The organism is Ruegeria sp. SAZA006, assembly GCF_059613465.1.
Map to the genome: position 1 here is coordinate 202,647 of NZ_JBXWSO010000004.1, position 25,215 is coordinate 227,861.

General features: G+C 57.5%; 22 protein-coding genes. 8 read left to right on the plus strand and 14 right to left on the minus strand.

Annotated features, from left to right (window positions below):
• Positions 1–35: 35 nt before the first annotated feature.
• The 3 genes from AC2FNZ_RS03685 to AC2FNZ_RS03695 form a co-directional block, all read right to left on the minus strand.
• Complete coding sequence (locus AC2FNZ_RS03685; RefSeq protein WP_496674195.1) at positions 36–1,688, minus strand: amidohydrolase; 1,653 nt, start codon at positions 1,686–1,688, stop codon at positions 36–38.
• Between the two features lie 105 nt (positions 1,689–1,793).
• Complete coding sequence (locus AC2FNZ_RS03690) at positions 1,794–3,185, minus strand: metal-dependent hydrolase family protein (RefSeq protein ID WP_496674198.1); 1,392 nt, start codon at positions 3,183–3,185, stop codon at positions 1,794–1,796.
• A gap of 65 nt (positions 3,186–3,250) precedes the next feature.
• Positions 3,251–4,609: a metal-dependent hydrolase family protein gene (locus AC2FNZ_RS03695; RefSeq protein WP_496674201.1), complete on the minus strand. Its 1,359-nt coding sequence runs from the start codon at positions 4,607–4,609 to the stop codon at positions 3,251–3,253.
• 184 nt (positions 4,610–4,793) lie between these two features.
• Between AC2FNZ_RS03695 and AC2FNZ_RS03700 the strand changes: the two genes are divergently transcribed.
• From AC2FNZ_RS03700 to AC2FNZ_RS03710, 3 genes are all read left to right on the plus strand, one after another.
• Positions 4,794–5,819 carry a helix-turn-helix domain-containing protein gene (locus AC2FNZ_RS03700; protein WP_496674204.1) on the plus strand — a complete coding sequence of 342 codons (1,026 nt, stop codon included), beginning with the start codon at positions 4,794–4,796 and terminating at the stop codon, positions 5,817–5,819.
• A gap of 2 nt (positions 5,820–5,821) precedes the next feature.
• Positions 5,822–6,187 carry a DoxX family protein gene (locus AC2FNZ_RS03705; RefSeq protein ID WP_496839569.1) on the plus strand — a complete coding sequence of 122 codons (366 nt, stop codon included), beginning with the start codon at positions 5,822–5,824 and terminating at the stop codon, positions 6,185–6,187.
• Between the two features lie 551 nt (positions 6,188–6,738).
• A complete protein-coding gene (locus AC2FNZ_RS03710) occupies positions 6,739–6,888 on the plus strand; it encodes a type I restriction enzyme endonuclease domain-containing protein (RefSeq protein WP_271950525.1) in 150 nt (49 codons plus the stop codon).
• Between the two features lie 245 nt (positions 6,889–7,133).
• On the opposite strand, the gene AC2FNZ_RS03715 is transcribed toward AC2FNZ_RS03710, so the two are convergent.
• From AC2FNZ_RS03715 to AC2FNZ_RS03740, 6 genes are all read right to left on the minus strand, one after another.
• Positions 7,134–7,397 carry a hypothetical protein gene (locus tag AC2FNZ_RS03715; RefSeq protein WP_496839570.1) on the minus strand — a complete coding sequence of 88 codons (264 nt, stop codon included), beginning with the start codon at positions 7,395–7,397 and terminating at the stop codon, positions 7,134–7,136.
• 3 nt (positions 7,398–7,400) lie between these two features.
• On the minus strand, positions 7,401–8,900 hold the full coding sequence (locus AC2FNZ_RS03720; protein ID WP_271950320.1) for a YfjI family protein: 1,500 nt from the start codon (positions 8,898–8,900) through the stop codon (positions 7,401–7,403).
• A complete protein-coding gene (locus AC2FNZ_RS03725) occupies positions 8,897–9,790 on the minus strand; it encodes a DUF7146 domain-containing protein (protein ID WP_271950318.1) in 894 nt (297 codons plus the stop codon). The genes AC2FNZ_RS03720 and AC2FNZ_RS03725 overlap by 4 nt, the downstream gene beginning before the upstream one ends.
• A gap of 119 nt (positions 9,791–9,909) precedes the next feature.
• Positions 9,910–10,104: a helix-turn-helix transcriptional regulator gene (locus tag AC2FNZ_RS03730; protein WP_271950316.1), complete on the minus strand. Its 195-nt coding sequence runs from the start codon at positions 10,102–10,104 to the stop codon at positions 9,910–9,912.
• Between the two features lie 418 nt (positions 10,105–10,522).
• Positions 10,523–11,749: a tyrosine-type recombinase/integrase gene (locus AC2FNZ_RS03735; RefSeq protein WP_271950314.1), complete on the minus strand. Its 1,227-nt coding sequence runs from the start codon at positions 11,747–11,749 to the stop codon at positions 10,523–10,525.
• 339 nt (positions 11,750–12,088) lie between these two features.
• Positions 12,089–12,943 (minus strand): LysR family transcriptional regulator, encoded by an 855-nt coding sequence (locus AC2FNZ_RS03740; RefSeq protein ID WP_496839571.1) that lies wholly within the window; start codon positions 12,941–12,943, stop codon positions 12,089–12,091.
• Between the two features lie 151 nt (positions 12,944–13,094).
• Here AC2FNZ_RS03740 and AC2FNZ_RS03745 point away from each other — a divergent pair, with 151 nt between their 5' ends.
• The 5 genes from AC2FNZ_RS03745 to AC2FNZ_RS03765 are packed head-to-tail and all read left to right on the plus strand — an operon-like array spanning position 13,095 to position 18,813.
• Positions 13,095–14,507, plus strand: coding sequence for an aldehyde dehydrogenase family protein (locus AC2FNZ_RS03745; RefSeq protein ID WP_496839908.1), 1,413 nt, complete (start codon positions 13,095–13,097; stop codon positions 14,505–14,507).
• Positions 14,507–15,484, plus strand: a complete 978-nt coding sequence (locus AC2FNZ_RS03750; protein ID WP_496839572.1) for a membrane dipeptidase — start codon at positions 14,507–14,509, stop codon at positions 15,482–15,484. The genes AC2FNZ_RS03745 and AC2FNZ_RS03750 overlap by 1 nt, the downstream gene beginning before the upstream one ends.
• Before the next feature lie 44 nt (positions 15,485–15,528).
• Positions 15,529–17,166 carry a hypothetical protein gene (locus AC2FNZ_RS03755; protein WP_496839909.1) on the plus strand — a complete coding sequence of 546 codons (1,638 nt, stop codon included), beginning with the start codon at positions 15,529–15,531 and terminating at the stop codon, positions 17,164–17,166.
• Complete coding sequence (locus AC2FNZ_RS03760) at positions 17,163–17,792, plus strand: DUF3726 domain-containing protein (RefSeq protein ID WP_093962663.1); 630 nt, start codon at positions 17,163–17,165, stop codon at positions 17,790–17,792. The genes AC2FNZ_RS03755 and AC2FNZ_RS03760 overlap by 4 nt, the downstream gene beginning before the upstream one ends.
• Before the next feature lie 10 nt (positions 17,793–17,802).
• The gene (locus AC2FNZ_RS03765; protein WP_480725890.1) at positions 17,803–18,813 is read left to right on the plus strand and encodes an Ldh family oxidoreductase; all 1,011 of its coding nucleotides are present in this window, start codon (positions 17,803–17,805) and stop codon (positions 18,811–18,813) included.
• A 51-nt stretch (positions 18,814–18,864) separates the two neighbouring features.
• On the opposite strand, the gene AC2FNZ_RS03770 is transcribed toward AC2FNZ_RS03765, so the two are convergent.
• From AC2FNZ_RS03770 to AC2FNZ_RS03790, 5 genes are all read right to left on the minus strand, one after another.
• Positions 18,865–20,085 (minus strand): aminopeptidase P family protein, encoded by a 1,221-nt coding sequence (locus AC2FNZ_RS03770; RefSeq protein ID WP_496839574.1) that lies wholly within the window; start codon positions 20,083–20,085, stop codon positions 18,865–18,867.
• A 163-nt stretch (positions 20,086–20,248) separates the two neighbouring features.
• On the minus strand, positions 20,249–21,460 hold the full coding sequence (locus AC2FNZ_RS03775; RefSeq protein ID WP_093962661.1) for an ABC transporter permease: 1,212 nt from the start codon (positions 21,458–21,460) through the stop codon (positions 20,249–20,251).
• A 5-nt stretch (positions 21,461–21,465) separates the two neighbouring features.
• Positions 21,466–22,740, minus strand: coding sequence for an ABC transporter permease (locus AC2FNZ_RS03780; RefSeq protein ID WP_496839575.1), 1,275 nt, complete (start codon positions 22,738–22,740; stop codon positions 21,466–21,468).
• Between the two features lie 73 nt (positions 22,741–22,813).
• The gene (locus tag AC2FNZ_RS03785) at positions 22,814–23,905 is read right to left on the minus strand and encodes an extracellular solute-binding protein (RefSeq protein WP_496839576.1); all 1,092 of its coding nucleotides are present in this window, start codon (positions 23,903–23,905) and stop codon (positions 22,814–22,816) included.
• 103 nt (positions 23,906–24,008) lie between these two features.
• Positions 24,009–25,157, minus strand: coding sequence for an ABC transporter ATP-binding protein (locus AC2FNZ_RS03790; protein ID WP_370797589.1), 1,149 nt, complete (start codon positions 25,155–25,157; stop codon positions 24,009–24,011).
• Positions 25,158–25,215: the final 58 nt, after the last annotated feature.

Consider the following 25,215-nt stretch of genomic DNA (forward strand, 5'->3'; position numbering starts at 1 on the left):
GGCTTCCAGCCAACTTGGAAAGCTGGCTGGAGATTTTAATGAACTCTCTTCCCGTCCATCCAGGTTTGCTCCACTTCGATTTCGCTGATTTGTTCGGCGGTTACTTCGCGGGGGTTTTGGGCAAGGATCACGAAATCGGCCAGTTTGCCGACCTCAAGACTGCCGATCTCTTCTTCTGACAAGAGTTGAAATGCCGGAACGCTTGTAACCGCCCGCAGCGCCATATCGACCGAGGCTCTTTCATGTTCGCCCAATACTGTCTCCGGGTCCGTAAAAAGGGATCTTGTGACTGCAGCTTCTACCATTTCCAGAGGAGAAAGAACTGAGACAGAATAATCCGTGTGCAAAGAATAGGGCACACCGGCTCTCTCAAAGCTGCCGGTGCGATCCAATTTTACCGCTTTTTCAGGGCCGAACACGGTATCCCGGAACGCTCCTCCCCAGTAGAGTACGTGTGCAATCAAGAAAGAACACGAGATGTCCAGTTCTTTGAGCTTGGCGATCTGATCGTCTTCGGTGATCGAGCAATGTTCAATACGCGGTCGAACAACGTCAACGCCTTCTGCACGGGCTCTTTCGACCGCAGCGATGATGTTGTCGATGGACGCGTTCCCATTTCCATGCATGGCCATCTGACCGCCGCGTCTTGTCCCGTCATATACCGCGAAGTTGATGTCGTTCTGGAGCATATACGCGAGCCCGTAGTTATCCGAATTCAGATAGGGTTCGCGCTGCAGCCCTGTGTATGCCTGATTTGATCCATCTGCCGAAATCTTCCAGCCGATGACCCGCGCCATGGCATCACCCTGCCCAGGTTCAACGCCCGCTTCGTCCCAAGCGTCGAGTTCTGCCCATTGAAGATAGCTACGTGTACGAATTGGAAACTCAGCGTCAGCACCGAGAGCTTCAAAGACTTCCCAATCTCCGGGATTGGCAACCCCGGCCACGCCAACGGCTGTCAGCCCTTTTGTCGCCCAATCCTGAGCGATTGCCTTTGTGCCTTCGACGCGGTCGTAATTTTGATAAGGCTCAATAACGGACAACGCACCGAACAAAAGCGCCCCACCGGACAAGTTTCCGTCTGGACGGCCGTCGTCGAACCGCCCGAATTGTGCACCCTCGGGATCCGGCGCGTCGTCAGTCACCCCCATCAAGTCCAAAACAACAGAATTTACGGTCATCTTGTGACCACCCGCCTGCCAGATGACCATCGGCGTGTCGGGCGCGATTGAATCCAAATGATCCCGGGTAACAAGGCCATCGGCAAAGGATTGCGTTGCCAGATCGAGGTTCACGAACAATGCCCAATCGGAAGGTCCTTGGCCATCTGAGGCTTCTTTCATGTACTCAAGTGCCTCTTCGACTGTGGAAAAACGGTCAACTCCCACATTGTCAAAGACAGAAGAGGCACCGCCGCCGACAGGATGAGTATGCGCATCAATGAAGCCAGGCATAATTGTGCTTCCTGCCATATCAACAACCGTTGAACCTTCCCCAGCTTCGGCCATCACATCCGCTTCAGCCCCGACCGCTAGAATACGGCTGCCCCGGATCGCCATCGCCTCCGCCACCGAGAATTCGTCATCAATGGTCAGGACGTTGGCATTGGTGAAAACTGTTGTGTCTTGGGCTTGCCCAAATCCAGCGGAAACGCTGAGAACTGCGGCGAGTATCGGAGATATACGCATTGGTTTCTTCCTTGAGTTGGGCGACTACTGTTTGGGCTGTCTGCCTGCGCCAGAAAAGGTTCGATCCGGCGCAGGCATGGGCAGATTGCAAAATGCCTGAGCTTTTCAGTCCAGCGTATTCTTGTAGAACTTGCCGTCCTTCATGATTACGCGGATGGTATCAAAGCCTTCTTGGCGGGGTTCTGCGTCAAACCATTTCGGTTGGGCTCCCAATACGGACAAGTCTTCAAGCGGGTTGCCATCGACGATCAGGATATCGGCATAGGCACCTTCTTCAATCACGCCCAGTTTCTCGGGGTAAGGATTGCGTTGTCCCGTCAATTGCGCCAGCTCGCCCCCCGCCGATGTGGCCGAAACCAGCATGGCGTGATTTCCGAACCAGTCCGCAAACTGGTACTTTTCGAAATCGCGGTGAGCACGGCCCTGATCAAGCGTTGAAAGTACTGTATCAACATTGTGCACAATCTTGGGTTTGTACTTCTTGACCAGTTCAATGAGATCTTTGCTTTGGTCCTGAGCAACCGCGAGTTTGATACCTGCGGGCGTGCCGGGCGCAAAGTTGGGGTGCTCAAACAGGATCGGTGAGAACCCCGCCGTATTAAGCGACCAGATAATACCTTCATCTGCCATGCGCTTTACGGTTTCTTCGGTGACCATCTGGCCGTGGTCAATGACCTTCACTCCGGCATCGAGAGCCAGTTTAACAGTCTCGTCTGTATAGGCGTGTACGAACACATATGTGTCATAAAATGCGGCCGCGTCCACTGCGGCTTTGATCTCTTCCACGCTGTATCCAACGGACCAGAGGGGGTCCAATTCAGAGGAAACACCACCGCCAACCGTAAGCTTGATCTGCGTGGCGCCGAAGCTGAGGTTTCTGCGCGCGGCTGCTCTGATTTCGTCTACGCCGTCTGCGACGACCGCGAGATTAAGTTCCTCGACCTGTGTGACAGGGCCACCTTCGGCGCGGGCACGCGGGCTGCGCCAGTCCGTGTGACCGGATTGCGGACCGATGCAGGCACCGCTTGGGTAAACCCGCGGTCCGACGACTATGTCCTGATCGATTAGTTTCTTCATCGCATCGCCTTGACCACAGGCATCGCGAACCGTCGTGTACCCATCCATGAGGTAGTCACGCGCGTTCGCAGCCGCCATTGCGCCAATACCATCCCAATTGGCATATTCCGCGCCACCAAAGCTTGTGAACAGACCGGTCAGGTTCAGGTGAACGTGGCTGTCGATCAAACCCGGCATCAGCGTGCGTCCGTCGCCGTCGATCACGGTGGCGTCCGGCGCGTCGATGGCGTCGGTCGAAACTTCCTTAATCAGGTTACCTTCAACCAGAACGCTGGCGTTTTCGATCCGCGCTTCGTTCACACCGTCAAAAACATGGACGTTGGTGAACAGTGTTTGAGGCAAAGCGTCCTGCGCAAACGAAACGCTCGCCGCGAATACGAACGCGCTTGCCGTCACTGCAATCTGTTTAAGCTGTTTCATCGAGTGGCCTTTCTTTCAGTGTTTTGGTGCGCGGGATGCCGAGGTAACTTCACCCCGCGCGACACTCAGTCGAGTGTGTTCTTGTAGATCACGCCGTCTTTCATGATCAGATCGAAGTTGTTCTCGTAGTCGGTCATGATCAGGGCATCCTCGACCGGGTTTCCTTCGACGAGCAAAATGTCCGCATAGGCCCCTTCTGCAATCACGCCGAGTGGACCCGCGGGATAGGGGTTGAGTTGACCTGACAGGGCAAGCAATTCACCGGCCTTAGACGTAGCCTGCAAAAGAACTTCATAAGAAGACCACTCTTCGAGTCGATACTTGAATTCATCGTTCTGCTTGGTGAGCGCCGCAGGGTCCCCGATGATGTCGGTGGAAAAGGCGACCTTTTCGATGCCGAATTCCTTCAGAAGTTTCATCTGGTTTCTGGCGCCAGCTTGTACGGCCAGGAACTTGGGGGCGGCGAGCGGCCCAAGCACCTTGATGACGACTTCTTCATCCAACCCCAGAAGAGAATAGTAGGGCACGACCCAGACATCCGCGTCCTTGATCGCCTGCGCGCCGACTTCGGTCATCAATTGCGCATGGTCGATACTCAGCACACCGGCTTCGATGGACCGCAGAATGCTCTCGTCATTGTAGACGTGGACAAGGACGTAGGTATCCCAGTCCGCCGCGGCTTTGACCGCAGCTTCCAGTTCTTCGGGCAGGTATTGCACCGTGTGGAGCGGGTCCACACTGGAGGATACGCCACCGCCCGCCATGACTTTGATTTGCGATGCTCCGAGGCGAAGCGCTTCGCGCGTTGCGCGCAGAACTTCCGGGACACCGTCAGCGAGAAACTCAAGGTGCTGGTTGAAGAACGACGGCGAGGACCCTTCGAAGTTGGGGTGCGGTTCCGTGTAGTGCCTGTGCTCGCCATGTCCGGAGGTTTGCGAGATCACGGGGCCGGACGGATAGATGCGCGGACCCACGGCCTTGCCCCGGTCGATGGCTTTCTGAAGTCCCATCGCCGGTCCACCCGCATCACGGACGGAGGTGAAGCCGCGCAACAGCATCTTTTCTGCTTCGACCGTGGAAACCGCGCCCCAGTACATCCAGTCAAAATTGTCCCTCAGGTCCGCAATCGGCTCGGTGATGGCCATGTGCACATGCGCATCAATTAACCCCGGCATCAGCGTGCGCCCGCCGCCGTCGATGATCTGAGCATTCGCCACAGCCAGAGGCTCGGTCGAGACCTCGGCAATCAGGTTGTCAACAACGAGAACATTGGCATTCTCGATCCGCTCTTCGTTCACGCCGTCAAAGACATGCACGTTGGTGAAGAGGATCGGAAAGCTTTCCTCCTGTGCAACGGCATGGGCTGAAGACAAAAGACCCGCGACAAGGGTCGTCGTCAGAATTTGGGCCAGTTTCGACAGCATTGTGGCATTCCTTTCGGCGAATCAAAGAAGTCGGGTTCCCAATGTGAGTTTAGGGACTGAGCCAAAAAATTGCCTGACACCTTGTCAGAGGTTGAAAATTAGTTTTGGCAATCTGCAAGGTTCGACGCGTTTTCGGTGGAAGTTTCCGGCGCCTCTGTCCTAGTTTCAGCGAACAGGAGGCGCGATGACCGGCGAACGTATCAAGAAATCGGACAAGACACTGCCGCTCGTCAGGGCGTCCGTTGCGGGTCCTGTTGTCGCCGCCCTTCGCAAGGTGAGCATCGAACCGGCGTTCGTCCTCGATCCTCTGGGACTAAATGAAGCCCAGGTGATGGACCGGCAGAATTTCGTGCCCCATGACACGGTTTACCAGATTTTTCAGGCTGTGGCAGATGCCTCATCACCGGTGTTCTGCGCCAAAGTCGGTCAGTCCGTCGACCTTGTTCGGTTTCTGCCACATGGCAACATGTTGGCGGACGCTCTGACTCTCGGAGACTTCTTCACAAGGTTCACACAGGCGGTATCCAAGGAATCCAATGCTGTCACCCAATCGCTCCTTGTCGAAGACGAGCACGCGTATTTCCACGCCAGACGAAACTTTGCCGTTTCTGTTTCACCGGCGCAGGCCGATGCGTTTCTGGCCAGCGTCTGGATATCCCTTTTGCATCGGGTTCTGGATTTCAGATGGGACCCCTACCAGGTCGTTCTGCAAGTCAGTGATCCGGATGCGCTCCCCGAACAGTTTCATGGCGTCAAAGCAATCCAGTGTGCGCCGCAGGGGTTTTCTATCAGGTTTCCATCAAACTGGCTGAGCTACCAGCTGACGCAGGAGGCATTGGAAAACCCGTCAGACCTGAGGATTAAAGAGAATGATCTGGCCGCACCGCAGGACTTTCTTGCCGGACTGGAAGGACTGATACGGGTGCATTTGGCTGAACCGGAGTTTGGTGTCGATGCCTTAGCCGACCTTTGTGGCTTTCATCGCGAAACGCTTAACAACCGGCTGAAACCCTATGGTCTGACGGCCTCGCAGGTGATTGCGCGATTAAGACAGGATGCCGCTGAAAACCTTCTCGTCGAAGGCAACACTTCCGTAGGCGAAACAGCGCGAAGGCTCGGGTATGCCGACCCCACAGCGTTCTCTCGGGCGTTTCGTAAATGGACGGGCCTTTCTCCGGCAGCCTACAAGAAATCAAACCGGAAGGACTAGCATTGCTCCTGAACATCGCCATCGGTCTTCTATCTGCATTTTTTCTCTTTGCTTCATCCATCAAGATTTTTGGGTGGCAAAAGAAGATTTTTGAAATCCAGTTGGGCATGTTCGAAAGCTACGGCCTCAACAGGCAGATCATGTTCCTCGTCGGATGCGGAGAACTTTTCGGGGCAATCGCCATCTGGTTTCAATCGTCCTGGATCGGGCCGCTAGGAGCACTTGCGTTGCTAAGCACATCTGTCGGAGCGATATTTTGCCATCTAGTGTACGATACTTGGAAGCAGGGTATACCGGCGACGATAACAGGGACACTTGCGGCTCTTGTTTTGAGCGCTGAGTATTCGAAACCCCTAAACGTGCTGTAACGACAGCCACCCGACCGATGCCAGGCAGCCCCGGGACAGCGATGGAACGTCTACAACGGGCCCTTATTCTCGAATTTGCGAAGTCCGCTTTCTGCGCATTGCTGTCATTGGGACATCGCGCAGCATCGGTCAAAATGGGCTCGGAGCGGTCATCTAAGTGTTTCTGTCGGACGACAGCTTTGCCGCGCTGAGTGATCTTTGCCGTGCTCAATTCCATTCTATGCCACATCGTGATTCAATGTGGCAGGAGGATTGGCCATGTGGCACTTACCCTGGCTCGACCAAGAGTATCTCAACCGCATTAGACACATATCTCCGAAGTCACGCGGGGTTGGGCGTGTCGATGACCACCGCGCTCCTAGCGGCATCATCCATGTCATTCGTAAAGGCCCACGATGTCCGGGTGCACTATTCAAGTATGCGTCGTATATGACCCACTAAATCGGTTTGTCTTGCGGTCACACCAATGTGTCTTCAAAGACATCTGACATGTTAAGGTTTGCTAAGGTTTGCTAAGGTTGGGTAACGAAGAGCTGCGAAAGATCGCTCATGTGCTGGTTGAACAGCTTCAAAAGAACGTCACCGTCGACTGGCACCTCAAAGAAAGCGCCCGGGCCAAGTTGCGGGTGCTGGTTCGACGCATCTTAAAAAATACGGATATCCACCTGATCTCGCACCAGTTGCGATCAACACGGTCCTAAGTCAGGCGGAAACGCTGTTACGATGGGCGTAGAGGTGTAGTTTTGAATCCGTGAGAGTAACCTAGCTCTACCACCACTTTGTTTTTTTGGCGCTCATGTTATGGTTTCCACTGCCGAGCCAGACCGTTCCACGCCCTGCCGTTTGGGCCGTGGCGTTCCCATTCCGAGAGGCGTCGCCAGTCTTCCAAGCCAACCACCTTACCGGTCCAGGTTATCGGGCGGTCACCAATTGATTTCCTTTCCCGTCAACCGGCAGAAACCGGTAAGAAGGTAGTTTCCCCATTATCTGTTGGGTTTTCAGGCGTGCACTTCTTACTGGTCGAAACCGGCAAAAAGTCCGCAACAGTGTCGTCTGTGGGGCTTTTTGCCGGTTCTTGCCGGTTGCGATCGAATGACGTAATAGCCGTTGAAACGTGGTCTTCGTTCCTTTCTGCCAGTTTCTGCCGGTTGTCGGGAAGAGACATACGACCGACTTCAAACTTACGCGCCAGATCTGACCAACGGCCCATGCCTCAAACCTCCAGTTTTGGATTAACTTCGTAGCTGATCGAGGGTCGCCCGCCAGATTCGGTCTTGACTTCGCGGACCCAATCCGCGTCGATCAGGACTTTCAATGCCGCTCGGACGTGATTGGCGGAACTTAGACCGGAACGACCACGATGGTGGATGTCCCTGACCTTAAAGAGACGAATACCTTCGGTCTGAATGATATCGGCAATAACCTTTGCACCCTCTACTTCAGGCGACAACTTGGAAGTACCGTATGCCCTGAAAGCATGCTTTCTTAGATAGTCCCCGACAAAGTCACAGGCGCGGCCCACGTGGTGCGCTTTAATCTGTTCAGGGGATTGGGGGTTGTCTGTTGCCGCCCAATCCAGATGGGCCAGGACATTTGCAATACGCACCACGAGCCCAGGCATCTTCCCAATATGGCTTTTAAACAGGCCAGCTGCATCGACTTCCCATTCTCGACACTGCTTCCTGAATTGATGGAGAATGTTGGCGGCAGCTTCGTTAAAGTGAACGAGGCTTGGACGTTTCCCGCCTTTCTCACAAACTACATGTGGCAACCCACGTAGACGATTGATGGCATCAATCATTTGCTGGTCATTCAGCCCCTGCGAAGGACGAGAAAGCGGTACGGGGTCAGGAAAAACCACCATGAACCTCGCGAGCAGTCCGTCATCACTTGTTTTTATCAAAAGATCGGACAGGCGATCCGGCTGGGTACCGCCGACAATCGCAACACTTAGGTGATCAACAATAATAGGTTCAGGGTTATTTTTTCGGTCGATTGCATAGCTACGCCCGCCGTATGCTTCCAACCAAAATGGTCGATCGCCACCGCCGTTGTATCTGTCCATGCTAGACAGCCAACCTGACAACTCATCACGTGCCAGCAGCAGGCCACGCCCGGTTGACGACAAGAGGTCAGCGACCTTCTCAGTCGTGATATCGGTAATGCTGATGCGCTCCCGAACAGGAGGATTCCCCGCATCAGCCTCTGGCGGTTTCGCAGGTGGTTCCACACCTTCGATCAAGGCCGTTTTAGCGTCGGATTTCCATTGCGCCAGGGCGAGCGAGGCCAGCTCGTTTTTGGCCTCCCAATCCCCTCGTGCACGGCGATAGTCCTCAGACAGTGAACGTTCAATGTCCTTTACGGGATCAAGCACGCTATCCAGTGCAGGGCTTTTACCTGCCGACGGATCACCAACCAGCATAGCCCAAAGAACAGGGGGCTCTTTCCAGCCATCCCAAGGGCTTGCCCAACGCGAATTGCCGATGGCCGCGCTTGCGGTCGACAGCAACGTGAGTGACACATAGTCGATCGGTGCATTCTTGGCATCGGCGGCCGATCTGATCCAGGCCGCCCATATGCCGAATATCTCGTCAAGGTCGGCCTCGGACATGACGGGCGCTGGTGGTCGCACTGGCTTCGCAATGGTTAGATCGGGATCAGGCCAATCGGCGGCTGCATCAAACGGCACGATATTGGGGTTTAGCTCGTTCATGCCTGGCCGCCTTTCTTTCCAAGCAGAACGTCGTTCCAATCACAACCTTCCGGTGCGGGTAGCAGCGATACCTGCCAACCAAGTGACGATGCCCGCGAAGCAAGAGACTGCCCCGCCTCTATGCCTGCTGGATCCCCATCAGTCGCGATTGTAATTTTTCCTGAATAAGGCGGCAGTTTCAGTGCCTTCATCCCAGACGTGCTGAGTGCGGCCCAGACGGCTGCTGGACCATTGAGAAGCCCAGACAAGAGCGACAGGCCTGTTTCTATTCCTTCGCACACCACAAGCTGCTTTGCGGCTTCTGACAAGACTACAGCGCCGCCACTGCACGGCCCTAGCATCAGTTTCGGGTTCTTGCTTACACGCACGCCTTTCTTGTGGAAGAATGTACGGTGAATGGCCCCTGTAGTGACGTTGGCGATCATAGCCATACACCAAGACGTAGTCGGGCTATGAAACAAATCTGGCGCAAACCGTAGCGACGGCGGCATGGGGCAGGTAATACCCCGATCACGCAGGTACGCTTCAGCCTTAGTGCCTTTTATCGGGCGAGCCGCTTCCCAAATTCCTCGGGCCTGTTGAAGTTTGTTGAACTCGTACGCTTTGAGTTTTTCCTTAGCCTCAGTCCGCGCTGTGTGATCGACACAAGTGTTGCCAGGCGGTACATCGGCTGCGGTTGCAATATCCTTGAAGCGGCAACCGTTCTTGAAGCAGTACAACAGTAACTTGCCTCCCGATTCCGAGATCGAAAGAGCTTGTTGATCGCGGCGGCCTTCAGGCTGGCAAACGGGGCAGGGTGCTGAACCCCTGCCGGCGCGCCAGACACCCCCGAGGCGGAATGTCAGGGTTTCTCCACAAATACGTGAATTGGATTGTATTTCGATAGTCATTTGCTCTGACCTCACCTTGCGCTGAGGGGCCGAACACATTAGATTTCGAGTGTAGATTTCTACACCTCTCAACGAAATCACCCGTGTCCAATGTCATCCCCATTGGCGCGGGTTTCGTTTTAGTTGCTCTGGCTTTCGCCCAAGATCCAGGCATCAATTTGATGCGTGTCCACAAACGCAGCGCGACCCAGGGTGTGCTTTGTAATCGCGCCTGCATTGGCCGCACGATCGAAGGTGGACCGGCTCAACGAATACCGTTCAATAGCGTCCTTGAGTCGGATCAGGTTCTTAGGGTTGGTGATTTGGTCTGCCATGTAATTACCTCATGATGGGCAGACGACCAGGAAAGAGCTTCACACAGTGTCGGAAAACGCTTTGGAACACATCCAATTGCAACGGCGCAATGGGTGTTGCATTTTGCAACAATTCTGTTGATATAGCGGGAGGGAGAAAAAAGCAGGTGACCGCTTTTACCGGCGATACCTTGTTTCTTCCAACGCACATACTATTCCGGGCCTTCTGTAGACAGGTTTCGGTTTCAGCAGCGAGGGCGCTTTTCTCGCCAAAGACAGAGCGCCCTTGCTGTGTTTATGCGTTCTCCCGAGGGATACTGACGCAAGCACGTTATCCCTTTGTTGTGTACAGCTCAATATGTTCATTTCGCGAAGCTACGTTCTTGTAATTTAGTATATTTTTGAGAGTAGCCGATGGTTGCACTGCACCAATCTGCCCTCATTTCACACCTCTCAAATTGAAAATGACATCAGCCTTCTTTCCAGTCACATGCGCTGCCCAGCGTTCCGCCAACAAAAGTCTTTGGTCAATATAGTCGGACCTTTGGTAGGCGCGTGAGACGGCTGACCCAACCTTGTGCCCGATCGCAGTTTCCTTAATTTCATAGTCTGTACTGGTCGCTTCGTCGGCCCAGGTCCTGAAGCTGGCACGGAACCCGTGTGGGCGCGCTTCCAATTCCAACCGCTCCATATGGCGGGACATACTGGCGTCGCTGATTACGCCTTTACGGACGCCGGGGAATAAATATCCATCGCGGGCGGCTTCCCGTGCTTTATCAACGATCCGAAGTGCCTCATTGGATAACGGCACCCGAAAGTCATCGGTCTTGCCCCGCGGGCCTTTGACCATTTCTGCAGGGATCGTCCAGACATTGTTGTCAATCTGGTTCGTCTTTGCGAATCTTATCGGTCGAGATCGCAACCCCGTCAGGATCAAAAGCTGTAAGGCAAGTTGAACCGTGCCACCGCCGTCGAGGCTCTGATAGAACGCTGGAACGTCCCGCCAGTTCATCGATGGTATATTCTTCGCCTTATGTACTTGTTTGCCTAGAAGTTCACGGGCGTCTTCGATGGCGTGGCGGTCAACCTCGTATTTCTTGGCGCTGGCGTAGCTCAGACAGGCTTTCAGGCGCGTCAGAGCTTTCCGGGCGACATCCGTCTTGGTGTGCCATATCGGGCGGAGGGCGTCGGCGATAGCGGTGCCGGTGACATCCTCAACTGGCTTTTCACCCAAGGTGGGCAGGATGTGTGTTTTGATTGGGCTGTACCAACGCCCAGCTTTCCCATCGTCTTTCAACTGCGCTTTGCGGGCTTCGAAGGCTAAAGGCGCAATATTCTTCAACAGTCTCTTTTCGCGGGCCATGGGATCGTTGGCAATCTGGTTGGCGACGGCCTCCGCTTTTTCTGCATTGCGAACTTCAATAGGGTTGCCGCCACGCTTGACGATCCCCCGGTAGGCGTCAGCCATTTCACGAGCCTGTGCCAATGTCACGCCGGGATAACCGCCCAAACCCATCTCTTTGCGCTTACCCGAGTAGGTGAAGCGAAACACCCATTGGTCCCCTGTGTTAAGTCGATAGAGGTACAGCCCCCCGCCATCACTGTGTTTGCCTGATCCGGCACTGCGGACCTTTGCCGCGCTCAACTTGTAGAGTGATCCGGCCATATCCCCTCACAGCAATCTGTATCCCCTGTTTTATCCCCCTTTTTTCCTGCGGTTTCAAGACGCACTTTGAGGCATAGTGATCGTTGAACCGGTTAAATTCATTGTTTTCATTCCTAAAAAAATCATACTAGCGGAATCTTGGTGCATTGTGATGCACATGTTCAATGCCGTGTGGGGGCACCATCTTCTTCGAACACGCTAGAAAAGATTTCCCTTTTCTGAACGCGCAACGGTTTTCCGCTGGTTCAGCACGTATTTTGTCCATCGTATTTAGGAAACGCATTCCGCAAGCTTGCCCCTCCCGAGTGGGTGCGCTTGGCAGGGTTGTTCTCTGGGGTCTCAATCGCGAGGCCAATTCAGGATATGCCTGCGACATTCTTCTGCCACTTCGGGGAACTGTGTTCGCTCGCGGGTGTACAGATAGACATCACGAACGTCCGACAAATCCTCGATCGGACGGAAGGCAGTGTTTTCCGGCAGAAACCGTGCGACCGTTTCGGGCAGTATGGTCACCCACCGCCCGGTTGCGACCATGGCGATCAACGAGTGAGTGTTGTGCACCGTGATCGCAGACTCTGCGATTACGTCTTCGAAACCCGGATTTTCAATGAGTTGGCACAGCGAGTTGTGCACGAACCCCTTGGCCGCGACCTGGTTCAGCGTTGGAGGCTCGTGCGCGGTGATCAGGGCGTGATCGGCGGCGGCCACAAGCCCGAACCTGTCCTGAAACAGCGGCTCGGCCCGTATTCCGTTCAAGGGGTGATGGCCCGAGGCAATCCCCACATCCGCCCGCCCCTCGGCGAGGCTGTCCAAAACCTGCCGGGTGTCGGTGTCCCTCAGCTCGATCTTCAGGCCGGGAAAGGTGCTGGACAGGTGGTCAAGCAGCGATGGAAACAGAAGTGCTGCCACCGAAGGGACGGAAACGATCCGGATCAGCCCTTGGGACGCTTTGGCCAGGGCTTCAATGCTTTGGACCGTGTCGTCAAATTGGCGCACCTGATTTTGGGCGAGGGCAAAGACTTCCGCCCCCAAAGGCGACAGTTGGTTCTTTCGCTCACCCAGAAACAAGCGTTTGCCGAGATGTTCTTCAAACTGTTTCAGGGTCATCGAAACCGCAGACTGAGTGCGACCCAGACGGCTTGCGGCTTCGGCAAGATTTCCGGACTGGGCGACTGTGCAAAAGCAGCGGAGCATTTCCAGTTTCAAAGACAAATTTCAGATTTCCTGAAGTTCATTAAATTTGTTTGAGTTTGCCTGATGTCCGGGCAGAGGTCTATTCTGTTCGTGAAACGTACCGGACCCGAGGCCCCCTGTGACAAAATTGAACCTGATTGCCGGCGAGTGGATGGCCGGCGACACCGCGATCGAGAACCGCAACCCCTCTGATCTGACGGATGTGATTGGCCTGTTCGCCCAGGCAAGCGCCGATCAGCTGTCCGTGACCCTTGATCAGGCACGTAACGCGCAGCTGGAATGGGCGGCTTATGGGTTGGAACGCAAGCAGGCGGTTCTGATGAGTATCGGGACAGAGTTGATGTCCCGCGCCGAAGAGTTGGGGCGGTTGTTGTCGCGAGAAGAGGGGAAGCCGTTTGCTGAGGGCAAGGGCGAGGTTTACCGCGCGGGGCAGTTCTTTACATATTATGCGGCGGAATGCCTGCGTCAGATTGGTGAAAACGCGGACAGCGTACGTGAGGGCGTCGAAATCGACGTGCGCCGCGAACCGGTCGGGGTTGTCGCGGTAATCTCTCCTTGGAATTTCCCGACAGCTACGGCCGCATGGAAGATCGCGCCCGCTTTGTGTTATGGGAACGCCGTTGTGTGGAAGCCGGCCAACCTGACCCCTGCGTCAGCCGTGGCCCTGACCGAGATCATTGAGCGTCAGGACATTCCCAAGGGTCTTTTCAGTTTGGTCATGGGGTCAGGCGGCGCAATCGGCCAAAGACTGGTTGAGAGCCCTCAGGTGGATGCGATTTCGTTCACCGGATCGGTACCCGTCGGCAAGGGCATTGCCGCAGCAGCCATCCAGAACCTGACCAAGGTGCAGATGGAGATGGGCTCCAAAAACGCGTTGGCCGTGATGGATGACGCGGATCTGGATCTGGCGGTGTCACTTGCACTGGGCGGAGCTTTTGGCGGCACCGGGCAGAAATGCACCGCCTCTTCGCGATTGGTGGTCCATGCCGCGATCCACGACGCGTTTGTCGAGAAGCTTGTCGCCGGTGCCAAGGCAATGAAGGTCGGGCATGCCCTGGAGGAAGGCACGCAGATGGGGCCGGTCGTCAGCGAGCAACAACTGCAAGAGAACCTGGCCTATGTCGAACTTGGCCAATCCGAAGGCGCCGAGCTGGCGTGCGGCGGGCAACGGCTGGAGCTGCCGCATGACGGGTATTACATGTCGCCCGGCGTGTTCGTGAATACGAACAACACCATGCGGATCAACAGGGAAGAGATGTTTGCCCCGCTGACCAGCGTGCTCAAGGTCGACAGCTATGATGAGGCTTTGACGATCGTGAATGACACGAATTTCGGCCTGACATCGGGCATCGTGACCCAGAATCTTGCGCGCGCGACGCATTTCCGGCGTCATGCAAGAACCGGTGTCGTGACCGTCAATTTGCCCACGGCAGGCACTGATTATCACGTTCCTTTCGGTGGCCGGGGCGACAGCTCGTATGGACCGCGAGAACAGGGCAAAGCGGCCGCCGAGTTCTACACCACGGTCAAAACCGCCTATATCAGCGCCGGGACCCCGATCTGATGCGGATTGACGGCCTGCAATATGCCAACTGGTCGGAAAAGATCTTCCGGCAATTGCGGGAAGGGGGCGTGGATGCCATTCACGTCACCGTCGCCTACCACGAGAATTTTCGTGAAACGGTTCAGAACCTCGAGAAATGGAACCGCTGGTTCGAGTTGTTCCCGGACCTGATCATAAAGGGGCGATCGGCCAACGACATCGATACCGCGCGTGACACCGGGCGTACGGCCGTTTTCTTTGGTTTCCAGAACCCGTCACCCATGGAAGATGACATTGGGCTGATCGAAATGCTGTACGACCTTGGTGCCCGGTTCATGCAGTTGACCTACAATAACCAATCCCTGCTGGCGACCGGCTGCTACGAGGCTGAAGACACCGGTATCACCCGGATGGGGCGGCAGGTGATCAAGGAGATGAACCGCGTGGGATTGGTCATCGACATGAGCCATTCGGCCGACCGCTCGACGATCGAGGCGGCCGACCTTTCCGCGCGTCCGATCGCCATCACCCACGCCAATCCGCATGAATGGGCGCCCGCCCTGCGCAACAAGCGTGACCCCGTCATCCGCGCCGTGACGGAAAGAGGTGGGATGCTTGGGTTTTCGGTCTACCCTCATCACCTGAAGGACAAGTCCGACTGCACGCTTGAAAGCTTTTGCACCATGATTGCCCGAACGGCTGAAAAATACGGAACACAGCATCTCGGGATCGGAACCGACCTGTGCCAGGACCAACCCGACAGCGTTGTTGAGTGGATGCGTGTGGGTCGCTGGACCAAGGAAATAGACTATGGCGAAGGATCGTCGGCGAACCCGGGTTTTCCGCCGATGCCAAAGTGGTTCCGGGACAATCGTGACTTTGACAAGATCGAGGCCGGCCTTCTCGCGGTTGGGATGACCCCGACCGAAGTCACCGGGATCATGGGGCAGAACTGGTACCGCTTCTTTGCGGACAACTTCGGACCTGTCCAGAATTGACCGGACCGGGGCCGCATATCGCGCGCCGGGATCCGGCAACCGTTATGCGGCTCAGCCGGCTCGGGTCTTTGCACCAGTGCAGGCTCAGCTTCATGCGCGTTCTGACCCGCCGCCTGGCACGCGACAACTGGCGGTTTTCCACGCCGGTGTTCGAGATTGACGAGGCAGGTGTCGGACGAGCCGTCTATGTCGCCCAAGGACCCGAGCGCGCGTATTCTCTGGTGGCCTTCGCCCATGATCTTCCACCTGAAAAACGGTCGGACCGAGTGATCGCGGATGCGTGGGACGCGACCTTCACCCTATTTGACGGAATCCCTTCCGAAGCCGACCTTGACCGGCTGTCCCGCAATGTTCCGCTGCAAGAGGCCGGTCGGATCAGCGAAACCGAACTGTCGCTGTCCCGGGCCAACCGCTCGGTCCGATTGTGGGCGCATGTAGTCGAAGCCCTGGCCGACGGTCGACAGCCGGATCTGGAGCAGATCCAAAAGGTTGGCTACCTGATGCGAACTACGGCTGTGTACGGATCGGGTAAATTCGGCGCCGCGGACCGGGAAAACCTTGCAAACCGTGCGGAAACCGAGGGGCCGTTTCAGGCCGAGATGCTGTCGGTCTTCCTCACCCGCGCCTTCGTGCGGGACCTGGTCGAACACATGGCGCGCGCCAAAGGGGGAAGCAAGGCCGTCAGGATGTCTCCTGATATCGCGCGCCGCTTGGGCATCGGCAATTCCACGGGACTGGGCATGGCGCCCTTCCTGATCAATCATCCGGTCCTACTGAACAACTGGATCATGGCGCGCGAGGAGGCAATTGCTCGGGTTCGGGCCGTGGAAACCGCGACCAAAGAAGAAGTCAGTGTATTCCGGTCGGTGTTTGATCGCAGCCAATTGTCGATTGGCCAATGGCATTCGGAACATCCGATACAAGAGCGGAAACTGTCTGCTCTGAAATCGGACCTCGGGGCGATCGCGGACTTTCTTCGCCATGACGAGCTTACGGGACGAAGACCGTGGAACCGTCTGGTGGAGTGGTCGGAAACTGTTCTGAGCGAGGAGGGGCAGGAGTTGCTTCTTTCCCTGATCCTCGAACCCTATTCAGACTTGGTGGACGGTTTGTCAGGATGCATGGCAGATTCAAGCCCGCATCTGTACGAGATTGACGGCGCCATGCCGCTGGCCGATGTGCAGCAGGCGATCCGCGACAGTTTCGGCTGGGCGTTGGATCTGGACTGGGGCGCCCGGGAAGCCTGCGCACGGGTCTGGTATGTGTCGGAAGAAAAGCTGGAACCCAGACTGGGTGAGCGCTTTGACGAGCCGGTAGCCGAGTACGAACAACCGCTTGCCCCGGCACGGGATGCGGCAGCGGCACATTCGGCAATGGCCGATTGGGACACAGCCGCGACCACAGCGGAATTTCTTCTGCGCCATCCTGAACATCGCCACACGATCCGCCGGGCGCAGATCAGCCGCAAGGCCCCCTACAGCGAGATCCGAGACAACACGATAGGTGCATCGGTTCTGCCGATCGACATGCTCCGCGCCAAACTGTCCTTTTTCGGCGCGACGCATTTCGATCCCCGCTCGGACCGTTGGGTCCGTATCTGCATGTATTCAGGCGCGCCTTACCCAGAGAATCTTTCGCCCGAAAATGCCGATTTCTGGGTTTATCCTGAGGTGCCGGTATGAACCTGTCGCTGAACGAGGTCGAAGGATTGGCAAAACGCGCGGCACGTGGGGCGGGTCATCACTGGGGGGCGGCCGAGGATGCCGCCAAAGCGACCCGCTGGCTATGTCTGCAAGGTTTTGACGGTGCAGCCGCCTTGTCAGCTGTCCTGCGCCAGGAGTTTGCCGTTGGGATTGATGCGCACACGCCGCGGGACCTCGGGGTGAATTGGCGGGCGCATGGGCAGATGTGCCCGTTGGGGGCGGGGATGCTGCTGTCAGATTGTTCGGAACATCTGGGCCGCGGGCCGATCGTTCTGCATGACGTGGCGGTTCCGCTGTTTCTCGTGCCGTTCGCTGGCAACGCTGCACGCCGATTGCAGACCACTGTGACCGTCGTCTGCGCTGAACTCAGTGCCACCACGGATGGGGAGGTCGTTGACGCTCCGGATCTTTGGCCGGAAAGCGCCACAAAGGTCATCGTAAGGATCGGTGGTACACCAAAAAAACTGCGCGCCAAGCGGACGCGCGCCCTGCCGGCGTCTGCGGCTCTGGCTTTTTTGAACACTCTGGCTCAACGCACCTATGCCCCGGCAACCGAGGAGTCTCGCCGGTTGGGTGCCGGTGCTGGTTTGTCCGATAATGACTGAGGAGGCCGAGATGCCAGAAACCCGAACGCTGTCTCTTGCTGAAATCGAGGACCTGTCGCTGCGCGCTCTGATGGCGGCCGGCACGTCCGAGGACAATGCCCGGCCGTTGGCGGTTGCGACCGCCGCGACCGAGGCGGATGGAGTGGCCAGCCACGGGCTGGCCTACATCCCGATCTATTGCGAGCACGTACAGTGTGGCAAGGTAGACGGGCGAGCACAGCCGGTGATGTCTGCCCCCAAACCGGGCGTGGTGGTCGTTGATGCGGCCACCGGTTTCGCGCACCCGGCGATCGACTTGGGGTTCGATGCGTTGATCCCGGCCGCACGCGAGCAGGGGATAGCTGCGCTGGCCATCCGCAACAGTTACAACTGTGGTGTGCTGGGGTATCACACCTATCGCTTGGCTCAGGCGGGCCTTGTTGGTCTGGGGTTCACCAATGCACCTGCATCCATTGCACCGTCGGGTGGTTCACGGCCCGTCGTGGGCACGAACCCTTTTTCGCTGGCCGTTCCGGGTGCTGACGGGCAGCCTGCCGTCTTGATCGACCAAAGTGCCAGCACGATCGCAAAAAGCGAGGTCATGAAGCACGCCCGCGAGGGAAAACCGATTCCGGTCGGTTGGGCGCTGGACCCTGATGGCAACCCGACAACTGACCCGGCCGTTGGCCTCAAGGGCTCGATGGCGCCTTCGGGCGGCTACAAGGGCGTGGGCGTCGCACTCCTGACCGAGGTAATGGCCGCCGCATTGACCGGGGCCACTTTGGGCATCCATGCTTCACCCTTTTCCGGAACTGTGGGCGGCCCGCCAAAAACCGGCCAGTTCTTCATTGCCATCGACCCCGGCGCTACGGCCGGGTCGGGGTTTGCCGCCAATATCGCGGAACTGGTCGAGGCGATCCGGTATCAGGAAGGAGCGCGTCTGCCCGGCGATGGTCGGCGCGCCAAGCGCCTTAAGGCCAACAAGGACGGGGTTGGTGTCAGCGTCGCGACGCTGGACAAAATCCACGCCATCCTGGCCTGACACCCGTTTCCAGCGGAAACAGGGGCAAGGCTGATGCCTTGCCCCCTTGCATCACGCCTTTATGATGTTGTGTTCCGGTCCGTACGGAAAGCCGGTGATATTCTCGGCCCCATCCTCGCCTACGACCAGAATGTCGTGCTCGCGGTAGCCGCCCGCGCCGGGCTGACCTTCGGGAATCCACAGCATCGGCTCGATGGACACCACCATGCCCGGCTCGAACACAGTGTCGATGTCTTCGCGCAGTTCCAGGCCCGCCTCGCGGCCGTAATAGTGGCTGAGGATGCCGAAGGAATGGCCGTATCCGAACGAGCGGTATTGCAGCAGGCCCTGATCGGCGAAGAACCGGTTGATCTCGGCGGTGATGCCGGAACAGGTCGCGCCGGGTTTGATCAGGCTCAGCCCCAGTTCGTGGGCGGCGACATTGGCCTGCCACAGGCGTAGGCTGTCGGCGTCGGGCTCGCCCAGGAACAGGGTGCGTTCCAGCGCGGTGTAATAGCCCGAGATCATCGGGAAGGTGTTGAGCGACAGTATATCGCCTTTCTGCAGCGCCCGCTTGGTGACGGGGTTGTGCGCGCCGTCGGTGTTCAGGCCTGACTGGAACCAGACCCAGGTGTCGCGGTACTCGGCTTCGGGATAGGCGCGGGCGATCTCGATCTCCATCGCGTCGCGGCCGGCCATGGCAATCTCGATCTCGGTGGCACCTTCACGGATCGCGGCATGGATGGCTGCGCCGCCCACATCCGCCGTGCGGGCGCCGCCCTTGATCAGTTCGATCTCCTCGGCCGATTTCACCATCCGCGCGGCCATCGTGTCGGGAGCGATGTCCAAAAGCTCGGGCTGGTTCAGCATGGCCAGGGCCGTGTCGCGCGCAGCCAGCGTCATCTGGTCGCTTTCGATGCCGATCCGGCGGGCATTCCCGATCAGGCTGGCTACGGCGCGCCAGTAGTTGTCGCGCTTCCAGTCGGTGTAGATCACGTTGTCTTCGACCGACCGGCGCCAGGGCTGGCCCGCGTCGATATTCGCCGACACGGTGGTGCAAGTGTCCTGCGTCACCACGCAGCCATAGGGCCGGCCGAAGGCGCAGTACAAAAAGCCCGAGTAGTAGGCGATGTTCTGCATCGAGGTCAGCAGAACGACCGGGATGTCCCGCTGCGCCATGATGGCGCGCAGTTTGGCCAACCGGCGGTCGTACTCGGCCCGACTGAAGGGCAGGGGCGCCTTGTCGCCGTTGTGGCAGGTGAAGAATTCGGGGCGATTTGAAAGGTCTGTCATGTGCTCTCTCGCTTCTTTGCCGGACGTGCAAAGCCCAGCCACATGTCCCGGCGTACAGGACAGGCGGTCTCGGGGTCCGAGAGCCGATCACCCCCTTGGGTGCTGCGACGCCATCGCAGCAGGGGATGAACAAGGAAATCGTTAGATCAGCAAATGCCGCCGGTCAAGCCGGTGTCAGCCCGCGCAGACGTTCCGACCGCCGCCGCAGCAGCTCGACCGTGGTGAGCAGCGCGATCGAGATGACGACGAGGATCGTGGCCACGGCCAGGATGGTCGGGCTGATCTGCTCGCGCAGGCCGGTGAACATCTGCCACGGCAGCGTCTTTTGGCTGGCCGATCCGACGAACAGCACCACGACCACCTCGTCGAACGAAGTGATGAAGGCGAACAGCCCGCCCGAGATCACGCCCGGCAGGATCAGCGGCATCTGAATCTTGAAAAAGGTCCGTACCGGGCCCGCGCCCATATTCGCAGCAGCCCGCGTCAGCGAGCGGTCAAACCCGACCAGCGTGGCGGTCACGGTGATGATGACGAAGGGAATGCCCAGAACGGCGTGGGCCAGAATCACCTTGAGATAGCCCACAAAGGTTTTGTTCATGCCCAAAGTGCCTTCAAGGAAGCGGCCGATGTCGCTGTAGAAGAAGAACATGCCCGTCGCTGAGATGATCAGCGGCACGATCATCGGAGAAATCAGGATCCCCATGATGGCGCGCCGCCCCGGCACATGCGATTGGCTGAGACCGATGGCTGCCAGCGTTCCCAGCGTTACCGAAATGATCGTGGCGATGGGCGCAATGATCAGCGAGTTCTTGAAGCTGCGCTGCCATTCGTTGTTGGTGAAGAAATCCTGGTAATGCTTCAGCGAATACCCTTCGGGGTCCAGCCGCAGCATCTCGGGCGTAAAGGTAAAGAAGTCCTGCGCGTTGAACGACAGCGGAAGAACCACCAGAATCGGCGTGATCAGGAAAACGAAGATCGCGCCGCAGATCACCCGGAACAGGTAGTGATAGAATACCTGCTGCGCCGTCAGATAAGGCAGCAGCTTACGGCGGTATCGGCCCTCGTACAGCCAGAATGTGAACCATGCGAAAAACCAGCCGCCCAAGAAGCCAAGCACACCGCCCATTGGCCCCGAAACCGCGAAGCCGACGGCCGCGAAGCCGATAATGTTGATCCAGTAGGCAAGCCGCTCGTTCTTGAGGACCGAGATGTAGATCCAGGCCAAGAGGGCAGTCAGCGCCGCGCCGCCGATCATTCCCAGGGGAACCGAGCCGTTTCCTGCGCCGACAAACATGCCGGCGAACGCGCCGGCCAGTGCGACGCTGGGCAGGACCATGGATAGGGGCTTGCGCGAAATTGGTGTCAGTGCGGCCATGTCGATTACCCCAGCTTCACGTTATCGATGCCCACGATCTTGTCGTAGACCCAGTAGAGGATCAGAACCACCGCCAGCAGGATCGTCCCCAATGCTGCAGCCAGGCCCCAGTTCAACGACGACGATATGTGATAGGCAATCCGGTTCGAGATGAAGACACCCTTGGTGCCGCCCACGATTTCAGGCGTGATGTAGTAGCCGATGGCCAGAATGAACACGAGGATCGACCCCGCTCCGATGCCCGGGATGGATTGCGGGAAGTAGATCCGCCAGAACGTGGTCCAGTTCGTGGCGCCCATGGATTTGGCCGCGCGAGTGTAGGATGGCGGAATCGTCTGCATCACCGAATACATCGGCAGGATCATGAACGGCAGCAGGATATGCGTCATGGCAATGATCGTGCCGATCTGGTTGTTGATGATGATCAGCCGCGCGTCATCTGCGACCAGCCCGAGCCAGACGAGAGTATCGTTTATGACGCCCTGCTGTTGCAGCATGACCTTCCACGCGGATGTCCTCACCAGAAGCGATGTCCAGAATGGCAGCAGAACCAGAATCATCAGCAGGTTCGACACGCGCATTGGCAGGGTCGCCAGCAGGTAGCTGACCGGATAGGCGAGCAGGATGCAGGCCCCGGTGATTACCAGCGACATGAACAGCGTTCGCCCGAACAGTTTGATAAGAATTTGCTTGTCTTCCGGCTGTGCCTGGGCACCTTCTGGGGTGCGCCGCATGTCGATTGCGTTCAGGAAGTAGCCGTTGGTGATCGGAACCGCATGGGTCTTGATCACGCGCCAGGTCTGCGGTTCCCCCCAGCCGTCATGGATCTCGATCAACTTTTCCTTGAACGGACCGTCGGTTTCAGGGTCCAACCGTTTGATCTTGCGGCCGGACTGGCGGAACAGCGAAGACATGCCGGTTTCTTCGTAGTTCAGACGCGTGCCGAGCCGGGTGTGTTGCTTGTTTTCGATCGCGACCACCATGTCGCGAACGAAGGCATCATAGACGTCCTCGCCCGGCAATTCGCCGCTGGTTTCATCCCAGTTGTCCAGCGCTTCGACCGTCAAGGGCAGGGTTTCCGAGACAATCCCGTTTTCGACCGAACGAAACAGCATCGATGCGATCGGTACCAGGAAGGAAAACAGCACGAACAGAAGCAAAGGCGCGATCAGCATAAGCGCGCGCAGTTTCTGACGTCGCAATGAACGCGCCAGCGATTGCTTGAGCGGCGTTCCGTCCGCTGCCAGCATGGGTCCTGCGGTTTGGCTTGCGTCAGTCATCAGTGCCTCTTGGTTGTGCCAGGGTCAGATGGCGGCGCACCGCCACCTGACGTTTCTTCAGAGTTTCAAGCGCTTATTGCGCCAACCACGCCTGGAATTTGGCGTCGATGTCGTCGCGGTAGTCAGCCCAGAACTCGTAGTTGTAGAGGAACGTGTTCTTGGCGTTTTCCGGATCGGTCGGCATGTGCGGAGCCATTTCGATTCCCAGTTCGGCATGCTTGCCGACCAGCGGAGCCGACGAAGCGCGAGCCGGGCCGTACGAGATGTACTTGGCCTGATCCGCCAGCCGCTGGGTGTCGGTCGCGAACATGATGTAGTCCAGCGCGCGTTGCTTGCGCTCTTCGCTCAGACCGGCGGGAATGATCCAGCCGTCCAGATCGAAGACCTGCGCGTCCCACAGCATGGCGACGGGCTGCTTCTGCTCTTCGATGACGCTGAACAGGCGGCCATTGTAGGTCGAGCCCATAACGACTTCGCCGTCAGCCAGCAGTTGGGGCGTATCGGCACCGGCGGACCACCAGACGACGCTGTCCTTGATGGTGTCCAGCTTCTTCAGAGCACGATCCTGGCCTTCGTCGGTTGCCAGGACGTCATACACTTCGTCCTTCGGGACGCCGTCGCACAGCAGGGCCCATTCCATGTTGTTGATCGGACGCTTTTCCAGCGACCGCTTGCCGGGATAGGTCTCCAGGTCGAAGACCGCGCAGATGTCGGTCGGCGGGTTGTCCCCGACCATGTCGGTCCGATACCCAAAGGTGGTCGAATACACGATCTGAGGGATGAAGCATTCGCTGACCAGCAGATCGCCGAAGTCTTCCGAAGCCGGAGTGCCGTCCGGCGCGGGCGCCAGCTGCGTATCCGGGTCGATTTCCATCGCCAGACCTTCGTCACACAGACGGATCGCGTCCGCGGCAACCACGTCGACCACATCCCATGTGATGTTGCCCGCCTCGTTCATGGCGCGCAGTTTGGCCACGGCCTCGGCCGAGCTGTCATCGTTCAGGATGGTGACGCCGGTTTTTTCCGAATAGGGCTCGTGATAGGCCTTGAGCTGCGACTTGGAATAGGCGCCGCCCCAGGACACGATCGTCATTTCTTCGGCGGAAACTCCGCCTGCTGCAGTTGCCAGTGCAACAGCTGTCAGCATTGTGGTGGTACGTTTCATATGTAGCTCCCAGTTTTTCCCGTTTTATGCTTGGTCGACCAACGCACGGGTTTTCGTCGGTCGGTTCTTTCGGCTTGGGGGCGGATTGCGAAGCCGGGCGCGCCTAGGCGTCCAGAGCGCGGCAATCTTGCGCCAGCCATCCGATCTCGATCTCCTGACCCGGTGTCAGCCTGACGGCGTCAGGAGCATTCCGGGTCTTGACGATGAATTCATCATTGCCGGCCACCGACATGCGGAATCTGAATACATCGCCCATGTAGATGAATTCCTTGACCACAGCCTTGAGCGTATGCGCTTCGGGGCTGAGGCGATCCTTGTTGAATTCCACGCGCTCGGGCCGGATCGAGACCTTGGTCCGTTCCCCCGGTTGGCTGACGTTGATCGGAACCGCATCAATCTCGGACCCATCGTCCAGCGCTACGACGCATTTCCCGCCATCGACGGATTTCAGAACGCCTTCCAGCGTGTTGTTTTCGCCGATGAACTGCGCAACGAAACTGTTTTCTGGCTCTTCATAAAGCTGGTCCGGCGGTGCAAGCTGCTGGATCCGACCATCGTCAAATACCGCTACGCGATCTGACATGGTCAGCGCTTCGGTCTGGTCGTGGGTCACATAGACGGTCGTGATCCCCAATTCATGGGCCAGACGCGTGATTTCAAACTGCATGTGCTCGCGCAGCTGTTTGTCCAATGCGCCCAGCGGTTCATCCATAAGAACCAATTCGGGTTCGAAGACCAGCGCGCGGGCCAAGGCGATACGCTGTTGTTGTCCGCCCGACAGCTGCGCGGGTCTGCGGCTGCCGAAGGCACCCATCTGCACCATGTCGAGGGCGCGCTGGACCTTTTCTTCGCGCTCGGATTTGCCGATTTTTCGGACTTCCAGCGGAAAGGCGAGGTTCTCAGCCACAGTCATGTGCGGGAACAGGGCATAGTTCTGAAACACCATCCCGATGCCACGCTTGTGCGGCGGGATGTTGTTGATCGGTCGCCCATCCAACAGAATTTCGCCATGCGTCGCAGTTTCGAACCCGGCCAGCATCATCAGGCAAGTGGTCTTGCCAGATCCCGATGGGCCCAACATTGTCAGAAACTCGCCCTTTGGCATCGCGAGGTTAAGGTCTTTGACGACAAGATTTTCGCCGTCATACGATTTTTGAACGCGTTGAAATTCGACAAACGCGGCGTCGCTAGAAGTGCCGGTCACAAGACCCCCTGTTGCGTCAATTCTTGATCCGGTTGGTCCGGATTTCATTGATCCCTGAGCACATTAAAGACGCAGCAATGACCGGCTGGCAAGACTCAATGACAAA